The following is a 20,469-nucleotide window of genomic DNA, read 5'->3' as shown; positions in this document are numbered from 1 at the left end:
TGGCACGTTACCACTTTTACTGCCGCGCTTATGAGTTCTGTCTTGCAACTACTTCTTGAAGGTGAACGCCTTAACACTGCCCAAATGGCGCAGGTGCTTGGTCTGTCCGAGGCCGACGTCGCCGCAGAATTAAAGCGCCTCGAAGCCGATGAGGTGCTCCTTGGTTGGCGCCCCGTGCTCAACCCTGAGCGTGCCCAAGAGAATTTCGTGCGAGCGGTCATCGAAGTGAGGATTACCCCTGAGCGCGATGGCGGTTTTGATCGTTTGGCGGCTCGTATCAGCCGTTTCGACGCGGTCGAGTCCTGCTACTTGATGTCTGGCTCTTATGATTTGTTGGTGATTGCTGCGGGGCGCGATTTGCGTGCAGTGGCATCTTTCGTCTCTGAGCGCCTAGCGAGTGTCGAAGGTGTGCTATCTACAGCGACGCACTTCATGCTGCGTGCCTATAAAGAGCAGGGGCACCTATTTTTATCTCCGACCGAGGGCAGCGATAAACCCGCTGTAAGTGCATAATGGGCGACAGCAGCCAACGCTTTATAGCAGACCACGTGGTGGGTCTGCCTCGTTCTGGTATTCGTGATTTCTTTGCGATTGTTGCGGCCATGCCGCAGGCGATTTCACTGGGTATCGGTGAACCTGACTTTGTCACGCCTTGGCATATTCGCGAAGCCGCGATCTTTGCACTCGAAAAGGGTAAGACCAGTTATACGGATAACATGGGCCTCATCCGCCTGCGCCGTGAGATCAATACTTACGTCGAAGCCAATTTCGATTTGAGCTACAATCCAGACAACGAGGTGCTCGTCGCTGTCGGTGTGTCCGAGGCGCTGGACATCGCGCTGCGCGCGGTGCTCAACCCTGGAGACAAGGTGCTCTACCACGAACCGTGCTACGTTTCTTACAGCCCGAGTATCGTGCTCGCGCATGCGCAACCCATTGCCATCGGCACTTCAGCGAAGGATCAGTTTGGTATTGATCCCGCTGCGGTTGAGGCTGCTTGGGAGCCAGGTTGCAAGGTGCTGATGCTGAACTTTCCGACGAATCCGACGGGGGGCGTGACTGAGCGTGCCAAGTTGGAGCGCATCGCGAAGTTTGCGATTGAGAAAGATCTCTTGGTGATCAGTGACGAAATTTACTCCGAGCTCACTTTCGAAGGCGAGCACACGAGTATCGCGACACTGCCTGGTATGAAGGAGCGCACGATCTTCCTGCATGGTTTCTCGAAGGCATTTGCCATGACTGGTTTCCGTATCGGTTACGCTTGCGGCCCTGCGCCACTCATCGAAGCGATGATGAAGGTGCACCAATACAGCATGCTCTGTGCGCCGATTCTCTCGCAAGAAGCAGCGATCGAAGCGTTGAAAAACGGTGGCCCTGCAGTTGCGAAGATGAAGGAACAATATCATCGTCGTCGTGACTTAGTCGTGCGCCGCTTCAACGAAGCTGGGCTTGATTGTCACTCGCCGAAGGGGTCTTTCTACGCATTTCCGTCGATTCAATCGACGGGGATGAGCTCGATGGACTTCTGCCAAGGCTTACTCAAAGAGGAGGAAGTTGCGATCGTTCCAGGCACCGCTTTCGGGCCGAGCGGCGCAGGTTTTGCCCGTGCGAGTTTCTCTACTAGCTATGAGCGACTAATTGAGGCGACCGACCGTATCGAGCGCTACGTCGATAAGGTTCGTAAATAAGCCTTGTAAGTTATTCATTACTAGAGCATTCCAACTCGGCTTTGCTTTGTCGTGCTTCCTTCTATCTCGCTTCAAGCGTAGACAGGAACGCATGTTTCACTATATTCCTAGCTTCTTGAACTCTAATTCCTGAGCTCAACTCTCTTTTAAAAAATGATCGATTCATCCAGAACCGTGGCCCTCGTTGGCCGTCCCAATGTCGGAAAAAGCCGTCTTTTCAACAGGCTTTGTGGGCGTCGCTTGTCCATCGTGCATGATATGCCCGGAGTGACGCGTGACCTGATCTCTGCCGAGGTCGATGACGATTTTGTGCTCCTTGATACTGGCGGTCTCGGCATGGAGATCGAGATGACTGCCAAGAAAATTTCAGATGCAGCCGAGCAGCAAGTAGACTTTGCAATTCAGGCATCGTCCGTTGTGTTGTTCGTAGTAGATGTCCGTGAGGGCATCACTGCGTTGGATGAAATCGTCGCCGCGAAGCTCCGTCGTTTTGGCAAGCAAGTGATCCTTGTTGCTAATAAGGCAGACTCTGAAGACCTCGAAGACGATGCATTTGAGTTTTTACGCCTCGGCTTGGGCGATGCGATGACAGTCTCTGCGGAGCACGGCCGTGGTATCTCTGATTTGTTGGCTGCGACGAAGGAAAAGCTTGGTGAGAAGGTAGAGCCTGAAGAAGGAGCGCCAGCTGATTCGAAGCGTATTCGCATTTCTCTGATGGGGCGCCCGAATGTGGGTAAATCCTCTATCGGTAACCGCCTGCTTAACTCGACACGTTTGATCGTGAGCGACGTCGCTGGCACCACCCGTGATGCGGTGGAGCTTGACCTGGATTATAAGCACAAGGACGGCGAGATTTTGAAATTCCGCATGGCCGACACCGCAGGTCTGCGTGGTAAGAGCAAAGTGGATAGTCCTGTAGAGTTTTTCTCCACGGTTCGCACACAGCATGCGATGGAGTCCTCTGACGTTGTCTTTCTTGTGATAGATGCGGTTGCAGGTGTGACCAAGCAAGATCAGGTGCTCGCTGGCTCGGTGCTCGACGCTGGTCGTGCGCTGGTGATTGTCGTCAATAAGTGGGATCTCATTATTGAGCAGTGGGAGCGTGAGCCGATCGAAGGTTTCAAGTCGCTCAAGCATTTCCTCGAGTCGTATGAGAAGTCGCTTCGCAAGGAGATGTTCTTCCTTCCAGATCCGCCTGTGCTCTTTGTTTCAGCAGAGACTGGCTTTCGTATTGAATCGATGCTCGAAACTGCCGCGGCAATTTCTGCAACGCTCGATATGAAGATCCCGACAGGCAAGTTGAATGGCCTGCTCGAAGCACTCTTCGAAGCACGTTCTCCGAAGGTTGTTGGCACCAAGCGTTTCAAGGTATTCTACGCGACTCAAACCGGCTCACGTCCGCTACGTATTCGCTTCTTCTGTAATCGTATCGAGCGCCTCGATCCTGCGTATCGTCGTTATTTGGAGAAGGCGATTATCCACGAATTCCGTCTCAGCGGTTGCCCAGTTCGTTTCGACCTAGTTGGCAAAGAGCGCCGCTACGAAGATGAGGAGGGTGCCGCAGAGCACGCACACCGTCAGAGTGATGACCTACAGCGCAAGGCACGTCTGCGTAAGATGGGCCCAGACGCCGCGAAGCTCGATAAGAAGCATCCAGAACGCCGTGCGAAGATCACACAACAGAAGGCGGATCACAATAAGCGAGGTAAGAAGTAGCCTGATTTTAGTTTCTCATCAGCCAGCGTCGCATGTCATGTGTGGTGCTGGCTTTTTTATGCTAAAAAGAGTAGTTAGGGTCTGAATATCAGTGCCATTTGAAGAATCTCCGATTCGCCAAATGGCTTCGCCCTTCGGTTGCACCCAAGGGCATAATAAAGTGTCGCTGCGCTCGGTAGGCAGCAGCGAATACGTTCGTAAGGGTCTCATAAACAAGGACTAACTTCTGACTCCTGAATCTAGGTTTATGCATGTAGCTCGGCGATGTCCAAGTGAACCCAATCGATATCCAAATATTCAGGGACAGACTAAATAAACTTGATTTGGGATGAATTTTAGATGTATGCTGTTTTGAAGAATGCGAAGCCGAAGGATCAAAGTAAGAGATGGCAGTAGTGCGGTATACCACTGCATGACACGCACTGTGAACGGTGAGTTGCTTTTTCATGATCGCGAAAAGGAAATGCTGCGAAAGATGATTTGGCAGGTCGCTGACTTCTGTGGTGTGGAGGTGATGACATACTGTGTCATGTCGAACCATTTTCATGTCTTACTGCGTGTGCCGGATGGAGGGGCAGTTTCGGACCGAGAACTGATGCGTCGCTACCAGGTGCTGTATCCGAAGCCTACTAAGTATCAGGCGGCGTCTGCTGAATTGATGAAGGCTGACCTTCAGGCCGATGGTGATGAGGCAGTGTTGATTCGTCGTAAATTATTGGCGCGGATGGGAGATGTCTCTGAGTTTATGAAGGCAGTGAAGCAGCGCTTTTCTGTCTGGTATAATCGAACAAATAAGCGCTATGGCACTTTGTGGGCGGAGCGCTTTAAGTCAGTGCTGGTCGAGGGGGAGGGCAATCCTCTCCAAACGATGGCCGCCTATATTGACTTGAACCCGGTGCGAGCGGGGCTGGTCAATGATCCGAAGGATTATCGGTTCTGTGGCTATGCGGAAGCGGTTGCGGGAGTGCCGGCCGCGAAGGCTGGCTTGATTCAAGTGTGGCATGACTCGGGAGCGAAGAAGGCCGATTTGGCGTTGAGCGCTCATCGTATGCTTATCTTTGGTAAGCATGCGTCTGATGGCGGCTCGTCTGAGATGACGCGTAAACGAGCGCTAAAAGTTCTAGAGGAAGACGATGGGGAATTGTCGAAATCAGTCATGCTGCGCTGCCGAGTTCGGTATTTCACGGATGGTGCGATCCTCGGCTCTTCGGAGTTCGTTCGGGGCTTTACAACTGCTTGGCAACACGAGCGGGGTCGTAAGCACCCTCCGAAGGTGAATGAGATGCGTGGTTCGGCTTGGGGCGGTCTTGCCGTGATCCAAGGTCTTCGTCGGCGAGTGTTTAGCTGAGAAGCTCTGCGGCGATGCCGTAGCGTAGATTGTAAAATGAGTGCGTGACGGTGTCGCGGGCGGCGTGATCGAGCACGGTGTCTATCGTGATTAATGCTGCGGGTATGATGTCGGCTCGCGTTGCGGGAAGGTGAGGCACTGCCATGCGTTCGTGCAGCGGCAGTTGCATGAGCTTGGATTTGAGTTGAGTGATTTCTTGTTGGTGCAATACCGGCGAGCGATCATCGATTGTCTGCCCGATCTGTGAGGCGAGCACTGCGCGTGTGACGGTGAATGCGCCTCCTGTGACGATCAATGGGGCGGCGCATGGCTCGAAACTGAAGCCGCTGGCCTTGAGTGTCTCTCGGACGTGGGCTTCGATTGATGCTTCGGTCTCGGCTGAGATTGCGGCATCGCGGTCTGAGATGAATTGCTCGGTGAGACGCACGGCTCCGAGCTGTAACGAGAGCGCCTGGTCGATTGTGCCGTGGTTAAAGTGGATGAGTTCGAGGCTGCCGCCGCCGATATCCATTTGGATGAAGCTCTTTGTGCCTGAAATTTTCGGATCGCAGCCTAGGCCTTTCCCGATGTAGGTCGCTTCTTCGTGTCCGGAAAGCGTCTGAATCTCAATGCCGGTGGCATCGTTGACTAACTCGATGAACTGGACCGCGTTGGTGGCATCGCGCACGGCGCTGGTTGCGACGATTCGGATTGTTTTCGGTTGGTAGCCTTGGGCGAGACGGGCTAGTTCGGTGATCGTGTTGCACCCAGCAGCCATTGAGCTCTCACTGAGGCTGGGGAGCGCTTGACTGATGCCGCTGCTGATACGCGTCTCAATCGTCTCGGTAAAAATGGTTTCGACGCTGCCTGCGGTCGCGCCTGGTTTTGCGACGAGGAGCTTGATGGAATTGCTGCCAACATCGATGACGGCGACTATTTCGTTAGTAGGCATCTGGCTAGAAAAGGCCGTCGTGGGTGGGGGTCAAGTCTATGGATAAAGCTGCTTTGAGCGGTGCTTAGTTAAATGAGGTTGCAATGCTCTGAGAGTCGGAAGAGAAGGGTGCATGTTTTACGACGAGGTAAAGGTGAATTTCAAGGCAGGTAATGGTGGCGATGGCTGCTTTAGTTTTCGGCGCGGTAAATACGAGCCCAAGGGAGGACCTGATGGCGGTAATGGTGGACGTGGTGGCGCTGTCTATATCATTGCGGATACCAATATCGCGGATTTGACTGATTATCACTATAAGCCGGGCTGGAAAGCTAAGAACGGCGAGCCCGGTCGTGGTAGCGATCAGCATGGTGCGAATGGAGCAGATGTCATTCTGAAGGTGCCAGTTGGCACAGTGGTCATTGATCGAGAAACCGAAGAAGTCGTAGCCGAGGTGTTAGAGCATGGTGAGCAAGTTCTGCTACTCGAAGGCGGTTGGGGCGGTAAAGGCAATGAGGCCTTTAAGTCTTCAACCAATCAGGCGCCACGTCAGTTCACACTCGGTAAGCCAGGTGAAGAGGGCGAATATCGTCTGGTCGTGAAGACGATTGCGGACGTCGGTTTGATCGGATTTCCGAACGCCGGTAAATCGACTTTTTTGAATATGATCACCAATGCGCATCCGAAGACCGGCGCGTATCCGTTCACCACTATGTTTCCTACGGTCGGTGTGTTGGAGTTCCCCGAGCAATTCGAACGGATTACTGTGGCGGATATTCCTGGTCTGATCGAAGGCGCGAGTGAAAATCGTGGCCTTGGGCACCGTTTCCTTAAACACGTGGAGCGCTGCAAGGTGCTATTGATCATGTTGGATATGGAAGGCACGGATGGGCGTGAGCCGATTTCTGACTTCCGCGTCTTGGTTAACGAGCTGAAACTTTACATGCCAGGTTTGATCAAGAAGCCCGAGCTAGTGGCTGCCAATAAGATGGATGAGCCGAATGCTGCCGAAAACTTGAAGATCTTTAAGAAGAAGTTTAAGGGCAAGGTGCATGCCATTTCTTGCGTTTCCGATGAAGGTTTTGAGGAGCTGAAGGCAGACTTATTGAAGGCTGTTCTTGAAGTGCGGAAAGCTGAGGCGGAGCTTGAAGAAGAGGACGGCGACTACTAAGCGACATTTACTACCCCCATGAGTGATTTGACACTGTTAGACTTCGGCGAAGGTGAATTTCAGGCGCGGCCTGAGTTGAACAGTCATTTAGCGTGGGAAAGTTTTATCGCATTGGCGAAGCACCCTAGCCGGGTGCTCGTCATTGATCGCACTTTGAAACGGCGTGAGATGAAGTCTGGGTTTCTGTTGGCGCTGTCTTGGATGATGTCACGTCGCTTGCTGGAGTGGACGAATAAGAAGCGTGTGGGGATTTTATTTCCACCAGGCATCGGTGGTTATATCGCAAACCTAGCAGTGGTGTTTGCGGGAAAGGTGCCGGTGAATTTAAACTTCACGCTAGGGCCTGCCAGTTCTGAGGCTTGTTTGGCGCGTGCGGACATCGATTGTATTTTGAGCACGGAGCGTATGCGTGCGAAAATCCCGAACTTTCCGTGGCCAGAGGCAGGCGTGGTGGATCTGGTCGAGGAGTTGAAGCGCTTGCCCAAAGCAAAGACCATTGCGATGTTGACTGCTATTAAGGCGACGCCTGCGAAGGTCTTGGCCAAATTGCTTAAGGTGCCCTCCGTTGGTGGCGATACCGAGGCGGGGTTGCTGTTCACCAGTGGTAGTTCTGGTGAACCCAAGGGTGTCGTGCTGACGCATCGTAACATTTTGGGGAATTGTTTACAAATTGATGCGACTCGGCTGTTGCCAGTGGATGACAAAATTATCGCGAACTTACCGATCTTTCATAGCTTTGGATTTACCGTTACGCTGTGGTATCCATTATTACGTGGCTGCGCGGTGGTGACAGTTCCGTCGCCGTTAGAGTTTAAGAAAGTGGCTGAGGCCATTGAGGCAGAGTCCGCGACGATTCTGATCGGCACGCCGACTTTCTTTAAGCCTTACATACGGCATGTTGCGCCAGAGAAGTTGAAGTCTCTAAAGTATGCAATTACTGGTGCAGAAAAGACCCCATCTGGTTTTGCCGAGCTGTGGGAAGAGCGTTTTGGTGGTTTATATCTTGAAGGTTACGGCCTGACTGAGACTTCGCCTGTGGTGAGTATCAATCTCCCGCATACGCCTGAAGGGTTTTCGTATGTGCAGAGTGAGGCGAATGGCGCGAAGCGCGGGTCGGTTGGCTTACTGATGCCTGGGCATGCTGCGCGTATTCTAAATCCGGATACCATGGAGCCGTTGCCTGTTACTGATGTGGGCCTGTTGTTGTTGAAAGGGCCTAATATCTTCGGAGGTTATTTGAATGATTCCGAACGCACTGCTGAGGTGATGGATGATGGCTGGTTTATTACCGGCGACCTGGCTCGGTTTGATGACGAGGGCTACCTGTTTATCGAAGGCCGTCTGTCGCGTTTCTCTAAGATAGCAGGGGAGATGGTGCCGCATGGCACCGTCGAACAAGCTTTGGTTGAAGCCTTTGGCTTGCTCAATTCGGAAGTGCCGATGCTTGCGGTGGGCTCTCGTCCCGACGCGGCTAAGGGCGAGGCTTTGGTATTGTTGTCGGTGATGGATCTGGAGCTGTCGGACGTGCGTGCGAAGTTGTCGGAGGCCGGCTATTCGAACCTTTGGGTGCCGAAGGTGATCAAGCGTGTGGATGAGATCCCCGCTTTGGCGACTGGAAAGCTAGACCTACGCGGAATCAAAACACTCTGCGAAGCGGAGTAGGCGGGTGGTTGCTTGGGACTTGTGCACTGTGACAGACAGGAATGTCTGTTTCACGGCTAGTGCTCGGCGCGGGGGACGTCGCTACGTTCCCTGTGTTTTTTGTTGATGGACTGGAGTGTCCATACTCCTGTGCTACTCCACGATAAAACGCGTGCCGCCGAGGCTGCGTGGCTCCATTTTACTGCTGGTGGCTTCGTCTTCGTCTACGATTTGGCCACTCTCATAGAAGGCAGGTTCTTTGAGCCAGTGTTTTTGTAGCTCGTCAAAAAGGTCGAGGAGTTCGCTGCGTGTTTGCACGCGATATTCGATGGTGCGTGCGTGCGTTGCGAGTGGGTATTCCTTCATCACAGTGTCGCTGGTCATCGCCTCGACGACGCCGCTTGCCCGGTCTGCCATCTCCTGCACGCCGGGGGGGACGGGGGAGCGCTGTAGTGTGGAGGGCACGCCTGCGGCCGCTGCGCCATCGTCCATCGCTGCTTGGAGCTCGCCGAGCTTGAGCGCGCGGCTGTGGTAGATGCGGAGTAGGCCGCTGCCTGCGGTTACGATGTTAATTTCGACCACGCGAAATCCTGACGTGATGTATTCCTGCTTCGAAATCGAGTGAATGGCGGCTTCTTTACCATAATACTCTTTGCTGTCGGCAGGAAAGGTAATGCCGAATAGTGCCTTGTTGGCGATGGCGTTGGAACTAACGGATACGGCGCTCAGTGAGGATGCAACGCAGCAGAGGAGTAGAGCTGCGAAGAGTTGTTTCGATAAAGTATTCATAGGGATCAAAGTGCTGGCCTTTCTATCGTGTGCAAAGTTTATTTGTTTCACTTCATTTGGCCGCGAGTTGCAACTTTTTGAATGAAGCGACGTATTACCCTTTCAATTAATGCTCTCCTGTAAAGAACTCTCAGTCGAACTTACTCCTGGCGGAACACGAATTTTAGATCGTGCGACCGCGCGTTTTAAACCCAAAGCACTGAATGCGGTGATTGGTCCGTCGGGCTGCGGTAAGACGACTTTAGTGCGTGCGATGCTCGGTCTCTCGTCCCGAGTGGGCGAAGTGTTTATGGCGGGCGAGCCAGTGGCCAATAGCGAGGCGTTGCGTGGGAAATTGGCATTTGTGCCGCAATTCAGTATCGCTCAAGAGCGCTTAAGCGTAGGGGAAGCGCTCAAGTATGCGCTGGATTTGTGCGTCGTTGATATTGCTGCGAAAGAATCGAGGCTGGAAGAAATTTTAAAGCGTATTGGTTTGGATATGCACCGCGATAAGCGGGTCGGCAGTCTGAGTGGAGGCCAGTTGCGCCGTCTTGGGCTTGGTCTGGAACTGGTCGGTGATCCGCAATGTATGGTGTGCGACGAGGTGACCAGTGGGCTGGATCCGCGTTCGGAAGATCAGATCCTGACGATGTTGCAGCGCTTGCGCGATGAGCGTGAGAAGACCTTTCTCTGCATTATTCACAATCTGGCGAAGTTGGACTTCTTTGATTGGATCACGGTGGTGTTTGAAGGCGCGGTGGTGTTTCAGGGGTCTTTAGAGGCACTACTGGAGTATTTTGAGATTCCGGATGCGCTGCACCTCTACGATAAATTGAACGAGCACCCGATCGAATCTTGGCGTGAGCGCTGGAGCGAAACAGATGAAGCGAAAGAGGCGAATGCTGGCTTTGAGGCTGCGCCAGTAGTGGCCCCGCCATTGCCTAGTGCGCTAAATCAGATCTGGACGTTGTTGAAGCGACGAGCGTTGCTGTTCAAGCGAGACAAGGGCTATTGGTTGCTTACGCTGGGCATTACGATCGGCTTTCCGCTGCTGGTGACGATTTTTGCGATGGATGGCTTACCACAACTACGCGGGCTTGCGATGAGTGGATCGAGCGGGTTTGTCGAGCAGGCGCAGGAGAATTTGCGTTACCGGATCGATGCGCTGGAGTCGGCATCGTTGGTGACGGGCTTGATTTTGTTTCAAGTGATTTTGCTGACGCTGATGGGCAGTAATAATGGCGCGCGTGAGATCGCCGGCGAACGTAATCTGTATGAGAAAGAGCGCTTCGCGGGGTTGCGGCCTAGGTCGTATGCCACGAGTAAGCTGATTTTTACGTCAGCAGTGGCGATTGGGCAGGGGCTATGGATGACGCTGTTTGTGAAATATGTTTGTCAGTTTCCTGGCCCCTTGTTGCCGCAGGCCTTGGTGTTGATGTTGAGCTGTGTGTCGATGACTGCGGTGTGTTTGGCATTTTCCGCGATTTTTAGTTCGGCGGATAAGGCGTCGCTGCTGTCGGTGTATTTGGTCGGCTTTCAGCTGCCACTCTCAGGGGTGGTGCTGGCGTTGCCAGAAGTGTTGGTCTGGGTCTGTCGCCCATTTATCAATGCGTATTGGGGATGGGCCGGGTATTTTGGCTCGATGATTGATTCGCGCTTTTACGATGCGTATCGACTCGAATCCTCAGAGATGATCCCCAGCCCGATTTTGGCAGGAGGAGTGCTATGTGTGCATTTCTGCGTCGGTGCGGCGTTAGTGTTTTGGGGTTGCCACAAAAAACGTGTGACTTAACCCTCTTTGAAACAATTTTAATCAAATACGGATACACGGTCTTATGCCCCAGTTGAACTACCCAATGCACCGAAAGCCCACGTCGATATGGATCGGCGTGTCAGTTATCTTTTCGTTTCTCGCGCTCGCCCTGACCAGTGGGTGTGGTGACAAATTTTCTGATCTCGAAGTGCTACCGACGGAGAGTTACATGAAGAAGCCAGGAGATTTCCTGGGCAATACTTACACGATCCGCGCGCAGATTGACTCGCAGGTGCAGTGGGAGAAGGGCGTTGGTCGTATCTTGGCAGTGGTGCCTGAGAGCGGTGGTTCGCGCTTGCCGGTGTTTGTGCCGGATGATGTGGGTGGTAATTTACATATTGGGCAGCGTTATGAAATGCGTGCCAGAATCGAAGAAGGAGGGCTGATCTATGTTGAAAGTTTGCGCAAGTATTAGTCTTTGTCTGGTGGCCGCTCAGGTCACTTCGTTTGCTCAGGGCTATGCCCCTGCGGCAGCTCCTGCTGGCCCGGCACCTGCTGCGGCAGGTATGTCTGCACCGACAGGTGGGATGTTTGAGAGCAATACCTTCCTAGAAATGGCGAATCGTGCCTTTGATCCATCGAGCGACTCGATGGATTTCGAGAACGGTAGCTTCGCCTGGAAGGGGAAGACCTTTAATTTGACCGATCAACGTGCGTTTCGAGCACGGTTTGAGCGTTTTCTTTTAGCTTCGCCGACTGAGGAAGAGGAGAATTATGCGCGCTTGATGGACGACATCTTGGATCGCTTGTCAGCGATGGGCGATCATAGCGAGGATGCGATCTTCGAGACTTGGGAGATGCTATTTCGTGCGGCCAATTTCGATAGTGATGGCGGTAATAGCACGATTGTGGCGAATCAAGTGTTTAACGCATGGCGCATTCGTAAGGAAATGCGTGGGACGGCGCTCACGCAACGTGAGCTGGCTGACGTGCGTCGCTACCAGCAAGAAGTCGTGGCGAACCGCGCCATGATTTTGGATAAGATTCAGGAGCAGAAACAGAAAGAATCTGTGCGAATGACTTCTGGGAAAGATGGAAAAGGGAAGGGCAGCTCGAATACGGCCGCTTTGGCTGGAGAAGGTGCTTTTCGCGCGTTGGATTTAGCCGAAACGGAGGCGAAGCTGCTCGCGATGGAAGGGCAAGTTGCGTTGACTGGCATGCAGGCGAAGTTGCAGATGCAGAGCCAAATCGTGGCGTTCCTCGTGCAACGTCGTTATCAACATGCCTTGGTGCTCTCTGGCTTTTACCAGCTAATGTTTAAAGGTTCACAGCAACAACTCGAAGTGGGCAAGGGCGAGTTGAAGTCCTTTTTCCCGAATACCGATATGGTATTTACCGTTGATATGATGGCCTTCGTCGCGAACGAAGCGGTCACGGATGTCAATAAAGGTGTGGATGCTGTGAATACTGCGTATGCAGAGGAGCGCACGATTATTGCTCTGGAGCGCTTGCAGGAGACCTTTTTCCTTGGCGAGTTTATGCCGTCGCTGAATGCGATTCCGGTCGAGCAACGCCGCACGTTACTGGATTTGTATCGAGATATGATGGAAGCGGGCGAGCTGGCGGATGCGAAAGATTACAACGGGGTGGAGCAATATGCTGAGCGCATTGCCTTGATTGCCAAAGACTTTCCGAAGACACGCGTCCTTTCGAGTGTCGAGACTGCGAAGAGTATGAGTGATATGGCGGTGTTTGCCGCGTCGCAGTATCGTAATTTAGGCGATATTGATAAGGCGCGAGCCGAGTTGCAGACGGCGATTGATATCTGGCCGTCGAATCCATCGGTCCGCGAATTTCAGCAAGAGACTACGAAGCTGGCGACAGCGGGGTCTCAAGGTGTGCAGATTTTCGACGACTTGTATAAACGCGGTGACCATCGTGGGATTTATGATCGCCGTATGGATTTGGGCTTTGCCCTTGCGGAGGACTCGGCGCGACGCCCCTTGTTGATGGAGGTGATCGAGCAGGTCTCTACCATTGATTTGCTGGTCGCACAGAGCGAAGAAGCCCTGAAGCAGGGAGATGCTTATGTGGCATGGGAACTATTGGCAGAGGCTGCGAAGTTTGATGCAGACGATGCGCCGATGAATCGTGCGCGTGCCGAGCTTGCACCACGAGTCGCGGACTTCGTCGTCTATCTGGATCGCGCACAACGTCAATCCGCGGAAGCGCAGCATGCCGGCGCTTTGGCAGCCTTTTTGGCCGCGCAGGATATCTATCCAGCCAGTCGGATGTGTCGCGAAGGGATCGAGCGCGAGTCGTCGGCGCTGATGGCGCAGTTGCGTGAGCAGAAGAGCGAGGACGTGGAGTAGGGGGAGGACGTGAAACAGACATACTTGTCTGTTTCCTCTCGCGTATGCACAGGCAGGACGGAGGTCTGCCGGAGATGGCGTAGCAATGCCTGTGTCACTTCCCTTATGAGCTTCTTTTTGATAACCTTCTGAGGTGTTTGTCTCAATTTACTTGAGCCGAGCGCGAGTTGTCCCAAATTGCTCCCTGTGATCGGACTCGATGTAGATATATTTTTCCTCCTTTACCTGGGGAGCGGCTTTGCGCTGCTCTTTGGCTTGTGGTTTTACTATGACTGGAAGGATAAGCATCTCTTTGAGGCCCAGCGCTCGAAGGTCATTTACCACTGTATCAAATGTAGCCAGATATACACTGGTTCGCATGGCAGTGAAGAATGCGATTGCCCTCAGTGCGGGTTTACCAATGGTCGCTTGCGCTTCTAGCAAAAGTGTATTTCTAGTTTTCAGCATTTCTTAATTTCAGTTTTTCAGTTTTTCAGCTTTTCATATCATGCCAGATCATATCGCAGTCCTCGATTTCGGTTCACAATACACGCAGGTCATCGCCCGCCGTATTCGTGAGGCCAATGTTCTCTCTCGCATCTATCCATACAACACGCAGGCCAGCGTGCTGAAAGAGGCGGGCGTTAAAGGTGTTATCCTTTCGGGTGGCCCGTCGTCGGTATTGATCGAAGGCTCTCCGCGTCCGGATGCGAAGGTCTTTGAAATGGGGCTTCCTGTGCTGGGCATTTGCTACGGCGAGCAGCTCATGGCGCATATGCTCGGCGGTCGCGTCGGCAAGAGTGAGGAGCGCGAATTCGGCCATGGCACTTTGAGCATCGGCATCAAGGGTAAGCTGTTCGAGGGCATGCCAGACGAGCTGCGCGTGTGGAACTCGCACGGTGATCGTATTGAGGAATTGCCGGAAGGTTTCGAGGCGGTCGCTTCGACTGAGAATTCGCCTTTTGCGACCATTCAAGATGCGAAGCGTGATTTCTACGGCATGCAGTTTCACCCCGAGGTGGCACACTCCGAAATGGGCACCGAGGTGATCGCGAATTTCCTCTTTAAGATCTGTGGCTGCGAGTCGGATTGGTCGATGGCCAATTACATCGAAGAGTCGGTGCAGAAGATCAAAGATATGGTCGGCGATGAGCGTGTGATTCTCGGTCTTTCTGGTGGGGTCGATTCTTCTGTCGCTGCTGCGCTGATTCATAAAGCGATCGGTAAGCAGCTCACTTGTGTCTTCGTAGACAACGGTCTGCTTCGCCTCCACGAGCGTGAGCAGGTTGAAAAACTTTACGGCGATCACTTCGATCTCGATGTGCGTGTGGCTGACAAGGCCAAGTTCTTCCTTGATCGTTTGGCGGGTGTTTCCGATCCGGAAACCAAGCGTAAGATCATTGGCAATTCCTTCGTCGAAGTCTTTGACGAGTCTGTCACCGAACTAAAGGAGAAGGGCAACTACACTTTCCTCGCTCAAGGCACGCTGTATCCAGACGTGATTGAGTCCATCGCGATCGACGGTAACCCTGCGGCACTCATTAAGAGCCATCACAATGTCGGCGGTCTCCCTGAGAAGATGAACCTCAAGCTACTTGAGCCGCTGCGTGAATTGTTTAAGGACGAAGTCCGCGAGCTCGGCTCACAACTCGGCTTGCCGAAGGAAGTGGTCTGGCGTCAACCGTTCCCTGGTCCCGGTCTTGGCGTGCGCGTCATGGGGCCGATCAAGGAAGAGGATCTCGTCGTGCTGCGTAAGGCGGATGCGATTCTTCAAGAAGAGATGATGGCCGCTGATCTTTACTACAAGGTCTGGCAGTCCTTCTGTGTCTTCCTTCCTGTGAAGACTGTTGGCGTTATGGGCGACGAGCGCACCTACGAGAATGTAGTCGCGCTACGTATCGTCGAGAGTCTCGATGCGATGACTGCGGACTGGGCGCGTGTGCCTTATGACGTGCTTCGTAAGATTTCTAGCCGTATCATCAATGAAGTGACTGGTTGCAATCGTGTCGTGCTCGACATTAGCTCGAAGCCACCGAGCACAATCGAGTGGGAGTAGCGCGGATGACGTGCGCCATCGTGGTGCACGTTTTTGATCTGAACATTTCATCTCGATCTCGGTCTGAAGCCTATCAGTTATGAAGTTATTATCCTGCATTTGTTTGATTGCTCTGGCCGCTCCGCTATTTGGGGCGTCGTCGAAAGTAAACTCCATTGTAAACCGCGCTCGTGCCACCGTCGGCACGGAAGCGGCGTTGAAGGGTGTCGTCACTCTGAAGATGGAAGGCTGGATCGAGCCGGCTGAATCGAAGTTACCTAGCGCGACGATTCTTATTATTTCCCGCAAGCCTTGTTCGCAGCGCTTGGAGGTGAAGGTGGATGATTTGGTGGAAACCACTATCCTGGATGGCGATTCGGGCTGTATCATTCGCTCCAATCTAAGTGATGAGGCGAAGCGTTCTCAAATGCGCACGATGACCGAAGAGGAATTAAAGCGCGTGGCCTTTAGCACGCGTCAGCTATTCAGTTTCTTTGGTGCTGATTTTAAGAGTGGCGAACAGGTCGCATACAAGGGTATCGAGCAGCGGCGCGGCGTGCGTTCTCATAAGCTGTTGTATTCGTATCCCGACGGACAGACTACGACACGCTATTTTGCAGTGAATGACGATACACTCGTTTCGACGATTACCGATCAAGGCGTAGAAAGTGTCGAAGTCGGCGAGCGTATCGTGGATGGTATTAAATTTCCGAGGCGGGTGGAGTATTATCAGGATAACAAAATGCTCCACACTGTCGTGATCAGTAATGTGCAGGTAAATACACCACTACAGAGTGGGATCTTCACTATTCCGACTGGTCAAAAAACAAAGTAAGCACGCGGCTTGCAGGAGCAGGCGCGAACCATTTTCTTTTAGCTATTATGCAAACTCTCGAATTCTCTGATTCGCCTAAATTCTTCAATGCGCTGCGCACGTTCTGTGCGGATGCAAACGCCACGGGTGATGTCTCCGATGTGGTCACTCCGGTGCTGGCTGATGTGAAGGCGCGCGGCGATACCGCCGTGCTCGAATACACCCAGAAGTTCGACGGTGCAAAACTCAGCGCCAAAGCGCTGCGTGTGGATCCCGCCGAGATGAAGGCCGCGGTCAAGAGCCTCTCGGTTGCGGATCGCAAAGCCATTCGGGAGTCCATTGCACTCGTCAAAGATTTCCACAAAAAGACGCTGCCGAAGGATTGGAAGGCTAAGAACGCGCAAGGCGGTATCGTCGGCGAGCGCTTTTACCCGATCCAACGTGTTGGGCTTTATGTGCCGGGTGGTAATGTGCCGCTCGTCTCGACGGTCATCATGACAGCCGTGCTGGCGAAGCTGGTGAAGAATCCTGAGATTTGCGTTTGCACGCCTCCCGCAGCAGACGGCTCAATCGCCCCTGGAATGTTGGCCGCGCTGGCGATGGTGGGTGTTGACGAAGTGTATAAAGTCGGCGGCGTGCAAGCCGTTGGCGCGATGGCCTATGGCACCGCAACCATTCCTGCGGTCGATAAGATTTTTGGTCCTGGTAATGCCTTTGTTATGGAGGCGAAGCGTCAGGTGCTCGGCACTGTTGGGATCGATTTACTACCCGGCCCAAGTGAAGTGATGATTATCACTGATGCAGGTGCAAATGCAGATCACGTTGCTGCGGATCTCATCGCACAGGCCGAACACGGCAGCGGTAAGGAAATCATCTATTTAGCAACCACCAGCAAGGCGCTACTCAAGAAGATAGAGAAGTCGCTCGCCAAGCAATTGCCAGAGCGCACCCACGCGGCGAAGTGTGAGAAGGTGCTGACGACTCGCTTCCTCGCGGTCACTTGCAAGAATCTCGATCAAGCGGCGCAGGTGTCGAACTACATTGCACCTGAGCACTTGGAGCTACAGATCGCCGACAAGTCGATTGATGCGTTGACCAAGAAAATCGTGACTGCCGGTGCAATTCTGCAGGGTTACATGACGCCGACCGTGCTGGGAGACTTCACTGCAGGGCCGAGCCACACGCTGCCGACTGGCCGTGCGGGACGCTTCTTCAGTGGCTTGCAAGCAACCGACTTTATCCGCCGCTCCAGTATTTTGCGCTACGATGCCAAGAGCTTGGCCAATGCAGCTCCCGTCGTGGAGACCTTCGCGCGGTTAGAGAAGCTCGATGGCCACGGCCGTTCGCTAACGATTCGCTTGTAAGCTGCCGACCTCGGTGCTGAGCACCGAGGCCATGACGGTTGACCAAGAGAGCAAGGCGCGGATGCGGAAAAACTTTTTGAAAGAGTGAGCGTTCTATTTATTCACAGTGCCGGTGCTGACTTTGGCCATTTGATCGGCGATTCCGCCGGTGCCCTGACTGCTGATTAGGTCGGCGTCGATTGTTTGCATCAGTGTGATGATGGTGGCGATCATCCCAGTCCATCCAGTCTGGTGACTAGCGCCGATCCCGGTGCCGTTGTCGGCATGGAAGTATTCGTAGAAAAGAATGTGGTCGCGCCAGTGCGGGTCGTTCTGGAATTTGTCACTTTCGCCATAGACAGGGCGTTTACCTTCGTCGTTGCGTAGGAAGATATTTGTCAGTCGGTGGCAGAGTTCGGAGGATACTTCGTAGAGTGTCATCCTATTACCCGAGCCCGTGGGGCACTCGATTTTGAAGTCGTCGCCATAGTAGGCGTAGAAGTTACTCAGTGCGCGGATGATTAAAAAGTTGGTCGGCATCCAGATGGGACCGCGCCAGTTGGAGTTGCCGCCGAACATGCCGCTGTCAGATTCACCTGGTAGGTAGCTCACTGAGTGTGTCTGGCCGTCCCAGTCGAAGGTGTAGGGGTGCTCTTGGTGGTGTTTGGAGAGTGAGCGAATGCCGTAGGGGCTCAGGAATTCATTCTCGTCGAGCATTCTGCTGAGTATTTGTCGCAGCTTCGTTTCGTCGGTAATGGCGAGCAGGTGGCGACCGTTGATCCCCTCCGTCTGTGGGCAGGCGACGTTTTGAGCGGTGGCGGCGTGGCGCTCGTAAACTTCGCGGCAGTGTTGTTGGAGTTGGGGCAGGTGAGCGAGGATGTCTGAATCGATCACACTGTTGGCGCACATGGGCAGCAGGCCGACGAGTGAGCGCACCTTGAGGCGTGTGCCATGGCCGTCTGGGTAGCGAAGCACGTCGTAGAAAAAGCCGTCGACGCTGTCCCACATCTCATCATCGAATGTGCCGACGCGATCCATGCCACTGGCAATTCTTAAGAAGTGATCGTAGTATTTCAGGACTTGCGCTTCGTAGTGTTCGCTGGAGTTGGTCAACTCGATGGCCATGCGCAGCATGTATTGTGAGTAGAGCACCATCCAGAAGGTGCTGTCAGATTGCTCTAACTTGCCGCCTGTCGGGAGGGCGGAGCTGCGGTCAAACACGCCGATATTATCGAGCCCGAGAAAGCCTCCGTCGAAGAGGCCTTTGCCGGAGGGGTCTTTGTGGTCGACCCACCATTGGAAATTGCGTTCGAGCTCTTTGAAGGCTGCTTCGAGGAATTCGGTGTCGCCTGCGCCGCCGTGCTGTTGTTTATCGATCATGTAAACCGTGAGCACTGCAAAGGGGTGCACCGGTGGGTTCACGTCACTGAAATTCCACTCGTAGGCGGGGAGTTGCCCGTTGGGGTGCATGTAGCGATCGCTCATAAAGAGCATGAGCTGCTCCTTGGCAAAGGCGGGGTCGGCGAGCACGAGTGCGATGGTGTGGAAGCCTAGATCCCAAGTCGCATACCAAGGGTATTCCCATTTGTCGGGCATTGAGATGATGTCGCAGTTGACCATGTGCCCCCAGTCGCTGTTGCGTGGCGGCAGGCCGAGGTGGCTGCGTTCGTCTATCCAGCGTTGCACATTGTATTCGTAATACTGCTTGGTCCACATCATGCCAGCGATGGCTTGACGTGTGATCTGACGCTCGGCTGCGGGCGTGCTGTCAGGGATCATGTTGTCGTAGAACGCATCCGCTTCCTGAATACGTGCAGCAAAGGTCGCCTCAAAGTCTTCGTTGAAGGCGTTGTCTTGTTGAATGACTTGACCTTTGCTCAGACGCAGGCGGATCGTTTCCGTGGCGCCTGGGGCGATCTCCTTGCGGTAGTGGGCGGCAACTTTGGTGCCGAAGTGCTCGGGGTTGGTGGTTGCGCTGCCTGAGACGATGGTATCGTTGATGCCGTCTTTGACGTAGGGTGTCTTGTTGGTGCCGTTAAAGAGCAGGGCGTGGTTGGTCTCGTTTTCAGTATAGAGCAGCTCGTCGGCATGTTCGCAGAAGAGGTGAAACTCGCCGAGTTTGGGGTGGTGTGCGGTGACAAATTCAGAGCCGCAGAGATAGGGGCGTGGCTGGGGCGTTTGCGCCTTATGCCAGGTTTTGCGAAACCAGAGGGTCGGCAGCAAACGTAGTTTCGCGCTTTCTGGGCCACGGTTGACGGCGCTAATTTTGATCAACAGATCTTCGTCGCCAGCTTTGGCATATTCGACGGTGACATCGAAGTAGCGATCTTCGTCGAAGATTCCCGTGTCGAGCAGTTCGTATTCGGGCTCGAGGCGACTGCGTTGCTGTCCTTTCTCCAGCAGTTGCTTGTAGGGATAGGCGGCCTGTGGGTATTTATACAAATACTTCATGTAGGAATGCGTGGGTGTGCTATCCAGGTAGAAGTAGTATTCTTTGACGTCTTCGCCGTGGTTGCCCTGCTCGTTGGTCAAGCCGAACAAGCGTTCTTTTAGGATGGAGTCGTTTTCATTCCACAGCGCTAAGGCGAAGCAGAGTTGCTGCTGATCATCGCTGATCCCCGCGAGGCCGTCTTCGCCGCGTCGATACGCACGTGAGCGTGCCTGGTCATGCGGGAAGTAGTCCCACGCATTACCTTCGGCGCTGTAGTCTTCGCGCACCGTGCCCCATTGGCGTTCGCTGAGATACGGTCCCCACTTTTTCCACGCGACTTGCTTGTTGGTGCTTTCGGTGAGGCGTTTCTGTTCTTCGTTTTGCATCGTAACTGTTATGAGTCTCGGGGCGTGTCAGTGTCTGGAATATATCTGAGAGTTGGACAGTTATTCTACTTTTCGTCGTTTTTTTGCGAGTCAAAAGAAAACCCCGTTCAGCATGCG

16 protein-coding genes are annotated in these 20,469 nt (G+C 53.6%); 12 read left to right on the top strand and 4 right to left on the bottom strand.

Going from position 1 to position 20,469, the window contains the following annotated elements; all coding sequences use genetic code 11:
* The first annotated feature begins 30 nt into the window (after positions 1–30).
* From GZZ87_RS02485 to GZZ87_RS02470, 4 genes are all read left to right on the top strand, one after another.
* A complete protein-coding gene (locus GZZ87_RS02485; protein ID WP_162027744.1) occupies positions 31–513 on the top strand; it encodes an Lrp/AsnC family transcriptional regulator in 483 nt (160 codons plus the stop codon).
* Entirely contained in the window at positions 513–1,688 is a 1,176-nt protein-coding gene (locus GZZ87_RS02480) for an aminotransferase class I/II-fold pyridoxal phosphate-dependent enzyme (protein ID WP_162027743.1), read from the top strand. The genes GZZ87_RS02485 and GZZ87_RS02480 overlap by 1 nt, the downstream gene beginning before the upstream one ends.
* Positions 1,689–1,841: 153 nt before the next feature.
* Entirely contained in the window at positions 1,842–3,404 is a 1,563-nt protein-coding gene (der, locus tag GZZ87_RS02475; protein ID WP_162027742.1) for a ribosome biogenesis GTPase Der, read from the top strand.
* Positions 3,405–3,762: 358 nt separating this feature from the next.
* On the top strand, positions 3,763–4,752 hold the full coding sequence (locus GZZ87_RS02470) for a transposase (protein ID WP_162027741.1): 990 nt from the start codon (positions 3,763–3,765) through the stop codon (positions 4,750–4,752).
* Here the strand turns inward: GZZ87_RS02470 and GZZ87_RS02465 are convergent.
* Positions 4,745–5,683 carry a phosphatase gene (locus GZZ87_RS02465; RefSeq protein ID WP_162027740.1) on the bottom strand — a complete coding sequence of 313 codons (939 nt, stop codon included), beginning with the start codon at positions 5,681–5,683 and terminating at the stop codon, positions 4,745–4,747. The genes GZZ87_RS02470 and GZZ87_RS02465 overlap by 8 nt on opposite strands.
* 112 nt (positions 5,684–5,795) lie before the next feature.
* On the opposite strand from GZZ87_RS02465, the gene obgE reads away from it, so the two are divergent.
* Positions 5,796–6,830, top strand: a complete 1,035-nt coding sequence (obgE, locus tag GZZ87_RS02460) for a GTPase ObgE (RefSeq protein ID WP_162027739.1) — start codon at positions 5,796–5,798, stop codon at positions 6,828–6,830.
* 18 nt (positions 6,831–6,848) lie between these two features.
* The gene (locus GZZ87_RS02455) at positions 6,849–8,492 is read left to right on the top strand and encodes an AMP-binding protein (RefSeq protein WP_162027738.1); all 1,644 of its coding nucleotides are present in this window, start codon (positions 6,849–6,851) and stop codon (positions 8,490–8,492) included.
* Between the two features lie 132 nt (positions 8,493–8,624).
* Here the strand turns inward: GZZ87_RS02455 and GZZ87_RS02450 are convergent, their stop codons facing one another.
* Positions 8,625–9,260, bottom strand: coding sequence for a hypothetical protein (locus GZZ87_RS02450; RefSeq protein WP_162027737.1), 636 nt, complete (start codon positions 9,258–9,260; stop codon positions 8,625–8,627).
* 109 nt (positions 9,261–9,369) lie between these two features.
* On the opposite strand from GZZ87_RS02450, the gene GZZ87_RS02445 reads away from it, so the two are divergent.
* The 3 genes from GZZ87_RS02445 (at position 9,370) to GZZ87_RS02435 (ending at position 13,364) form a co-directional block, all read left to right on the top strand.
* The gene (locus GZZ87_RS02445) at positions 9,370–11,031 is read left to right on the top strand and encodes an ATP-binding cassette domain-containing protein (protein ID WP_162027736.1); all 1,662 of its coding nucleotides are present in this window, start codon (positions 9,370–9,372) and stop codon (positions 11,029–11,031) included.
* A 64-nt stretch (positions 11,032–11,095) separates the two neighbouring features.
* Complete coding sequence (locus GZZ87_RS02440) at positions 11,096–11,467, top strand: hypothetical protein (RefSeq protein ID WP_162051189.1); 372 nt, start codon at positions 11,096–11,098, stop codon at positions 11,465–11,467.
* Positions 11,442–13,364: a hypothetical protein gene (locus GZZ87_RS02435; RefSeq protein ID WP_162027734.1), complete on the top strand. Its 1,923-nt coding sequence runs from the start codon at positions 11,442–11,444 to the stop codon at positions 13,362–13,364. The genes GZZ87_RS02440 and GZZ87_RS02435 overlap by 26 nt, the downstream gene beginning before the upstream one ends.
* 147 nt (positions 13,365–13,511) lie before the next feature.
* Here the strand turns inward: GZZ87_RS02435 and GZZ87_RS02430 are convergent, their stop codons facing one another.
* On the bottom strand, positions 13,512–13,811 hold the full coding sequence (locus tag GZZ87_RS02430) for a hypothetical protein (RefSeq protein WP_162027733.1): 300 nt from the start codon (positions 13,809–13,811) through the stop codon (positions 13,512–13,514).
* 40 nt (positions 13,812–13,851) lie between these two features.
* Between GZZ87_RS02430 and guaA the strand changes: the two genes are divergently transcribed.
* The 3 genes from guaA (at position 13,852) to hisD (ending at position 17,556) form a co-directional block, all read left to right on the top strand.
* Positions 13,852–15,399 (top strand): glutamine-hydrolyzing GMP synthase, encoded by a 1,548-nt coding sequence (gene guaA / locus GZZ87_RS02425; RefSeq protein WP_162027732.1) that lies wholly within the window; start codon positions 13,852–13,854, stop codon positions 15,397–15,399.
* Positions 15,400–15,478: 79 nt separating this feature from the next.
* Positions 15,479–16,213: a hypothetical protein gene (locus GZZ87_RS02420; protein WP_162027731.1), complete on the top strand. Its 735-nt coding sequence runs from the start codon at positions 15,479–15,481 to the stop codon at positions 16,211–16,213.
* Positions 16,214–16,260: 47 nt separating this feature from the next.
* On the top strand, positions 16,261–17,556 hold the full coding sequence (gene hisD, locus GZZ87_RS02415; RefSeq protein WP_162027730.1) for a histidinol dehydrogenase: 1,296 nt from the start codon (positions 16,261–16,263) through the stop codon (positions 17,554–17,556).
* A gap of 93 nt (positions 17,557–17,649) precedes the next feature.
* On the opposite strand, the gene GZZ87_RS02410 is transcribed toward hisD, so the two are convergent.
* Positions 17,650–20,352 (bottom strand): glucosidase, encoded by a 2,703-nt coding sequence (locus tag GZZ87_RS02410; protein WP_162027729.1) that lies wholly within the window; start codon positions 20,350–20,352, stop codon positions 17,650–17,652.
* Positions 20,353–20,469: the final 117 nt, after the last annotated feature.

It is taken from the genome of Lentimonas sp. CC4 (assembly GCF_902728235.1).
Taxonomy (GTDB): Bacteria; Verrucomicrobiota; Verrucomicrobiia; order Opitutales; family Coraliomargaritaceae; genus Lentimonas.
This window is presented reverse-complemented; position numbering and strand designations above follow the sequence as displayed.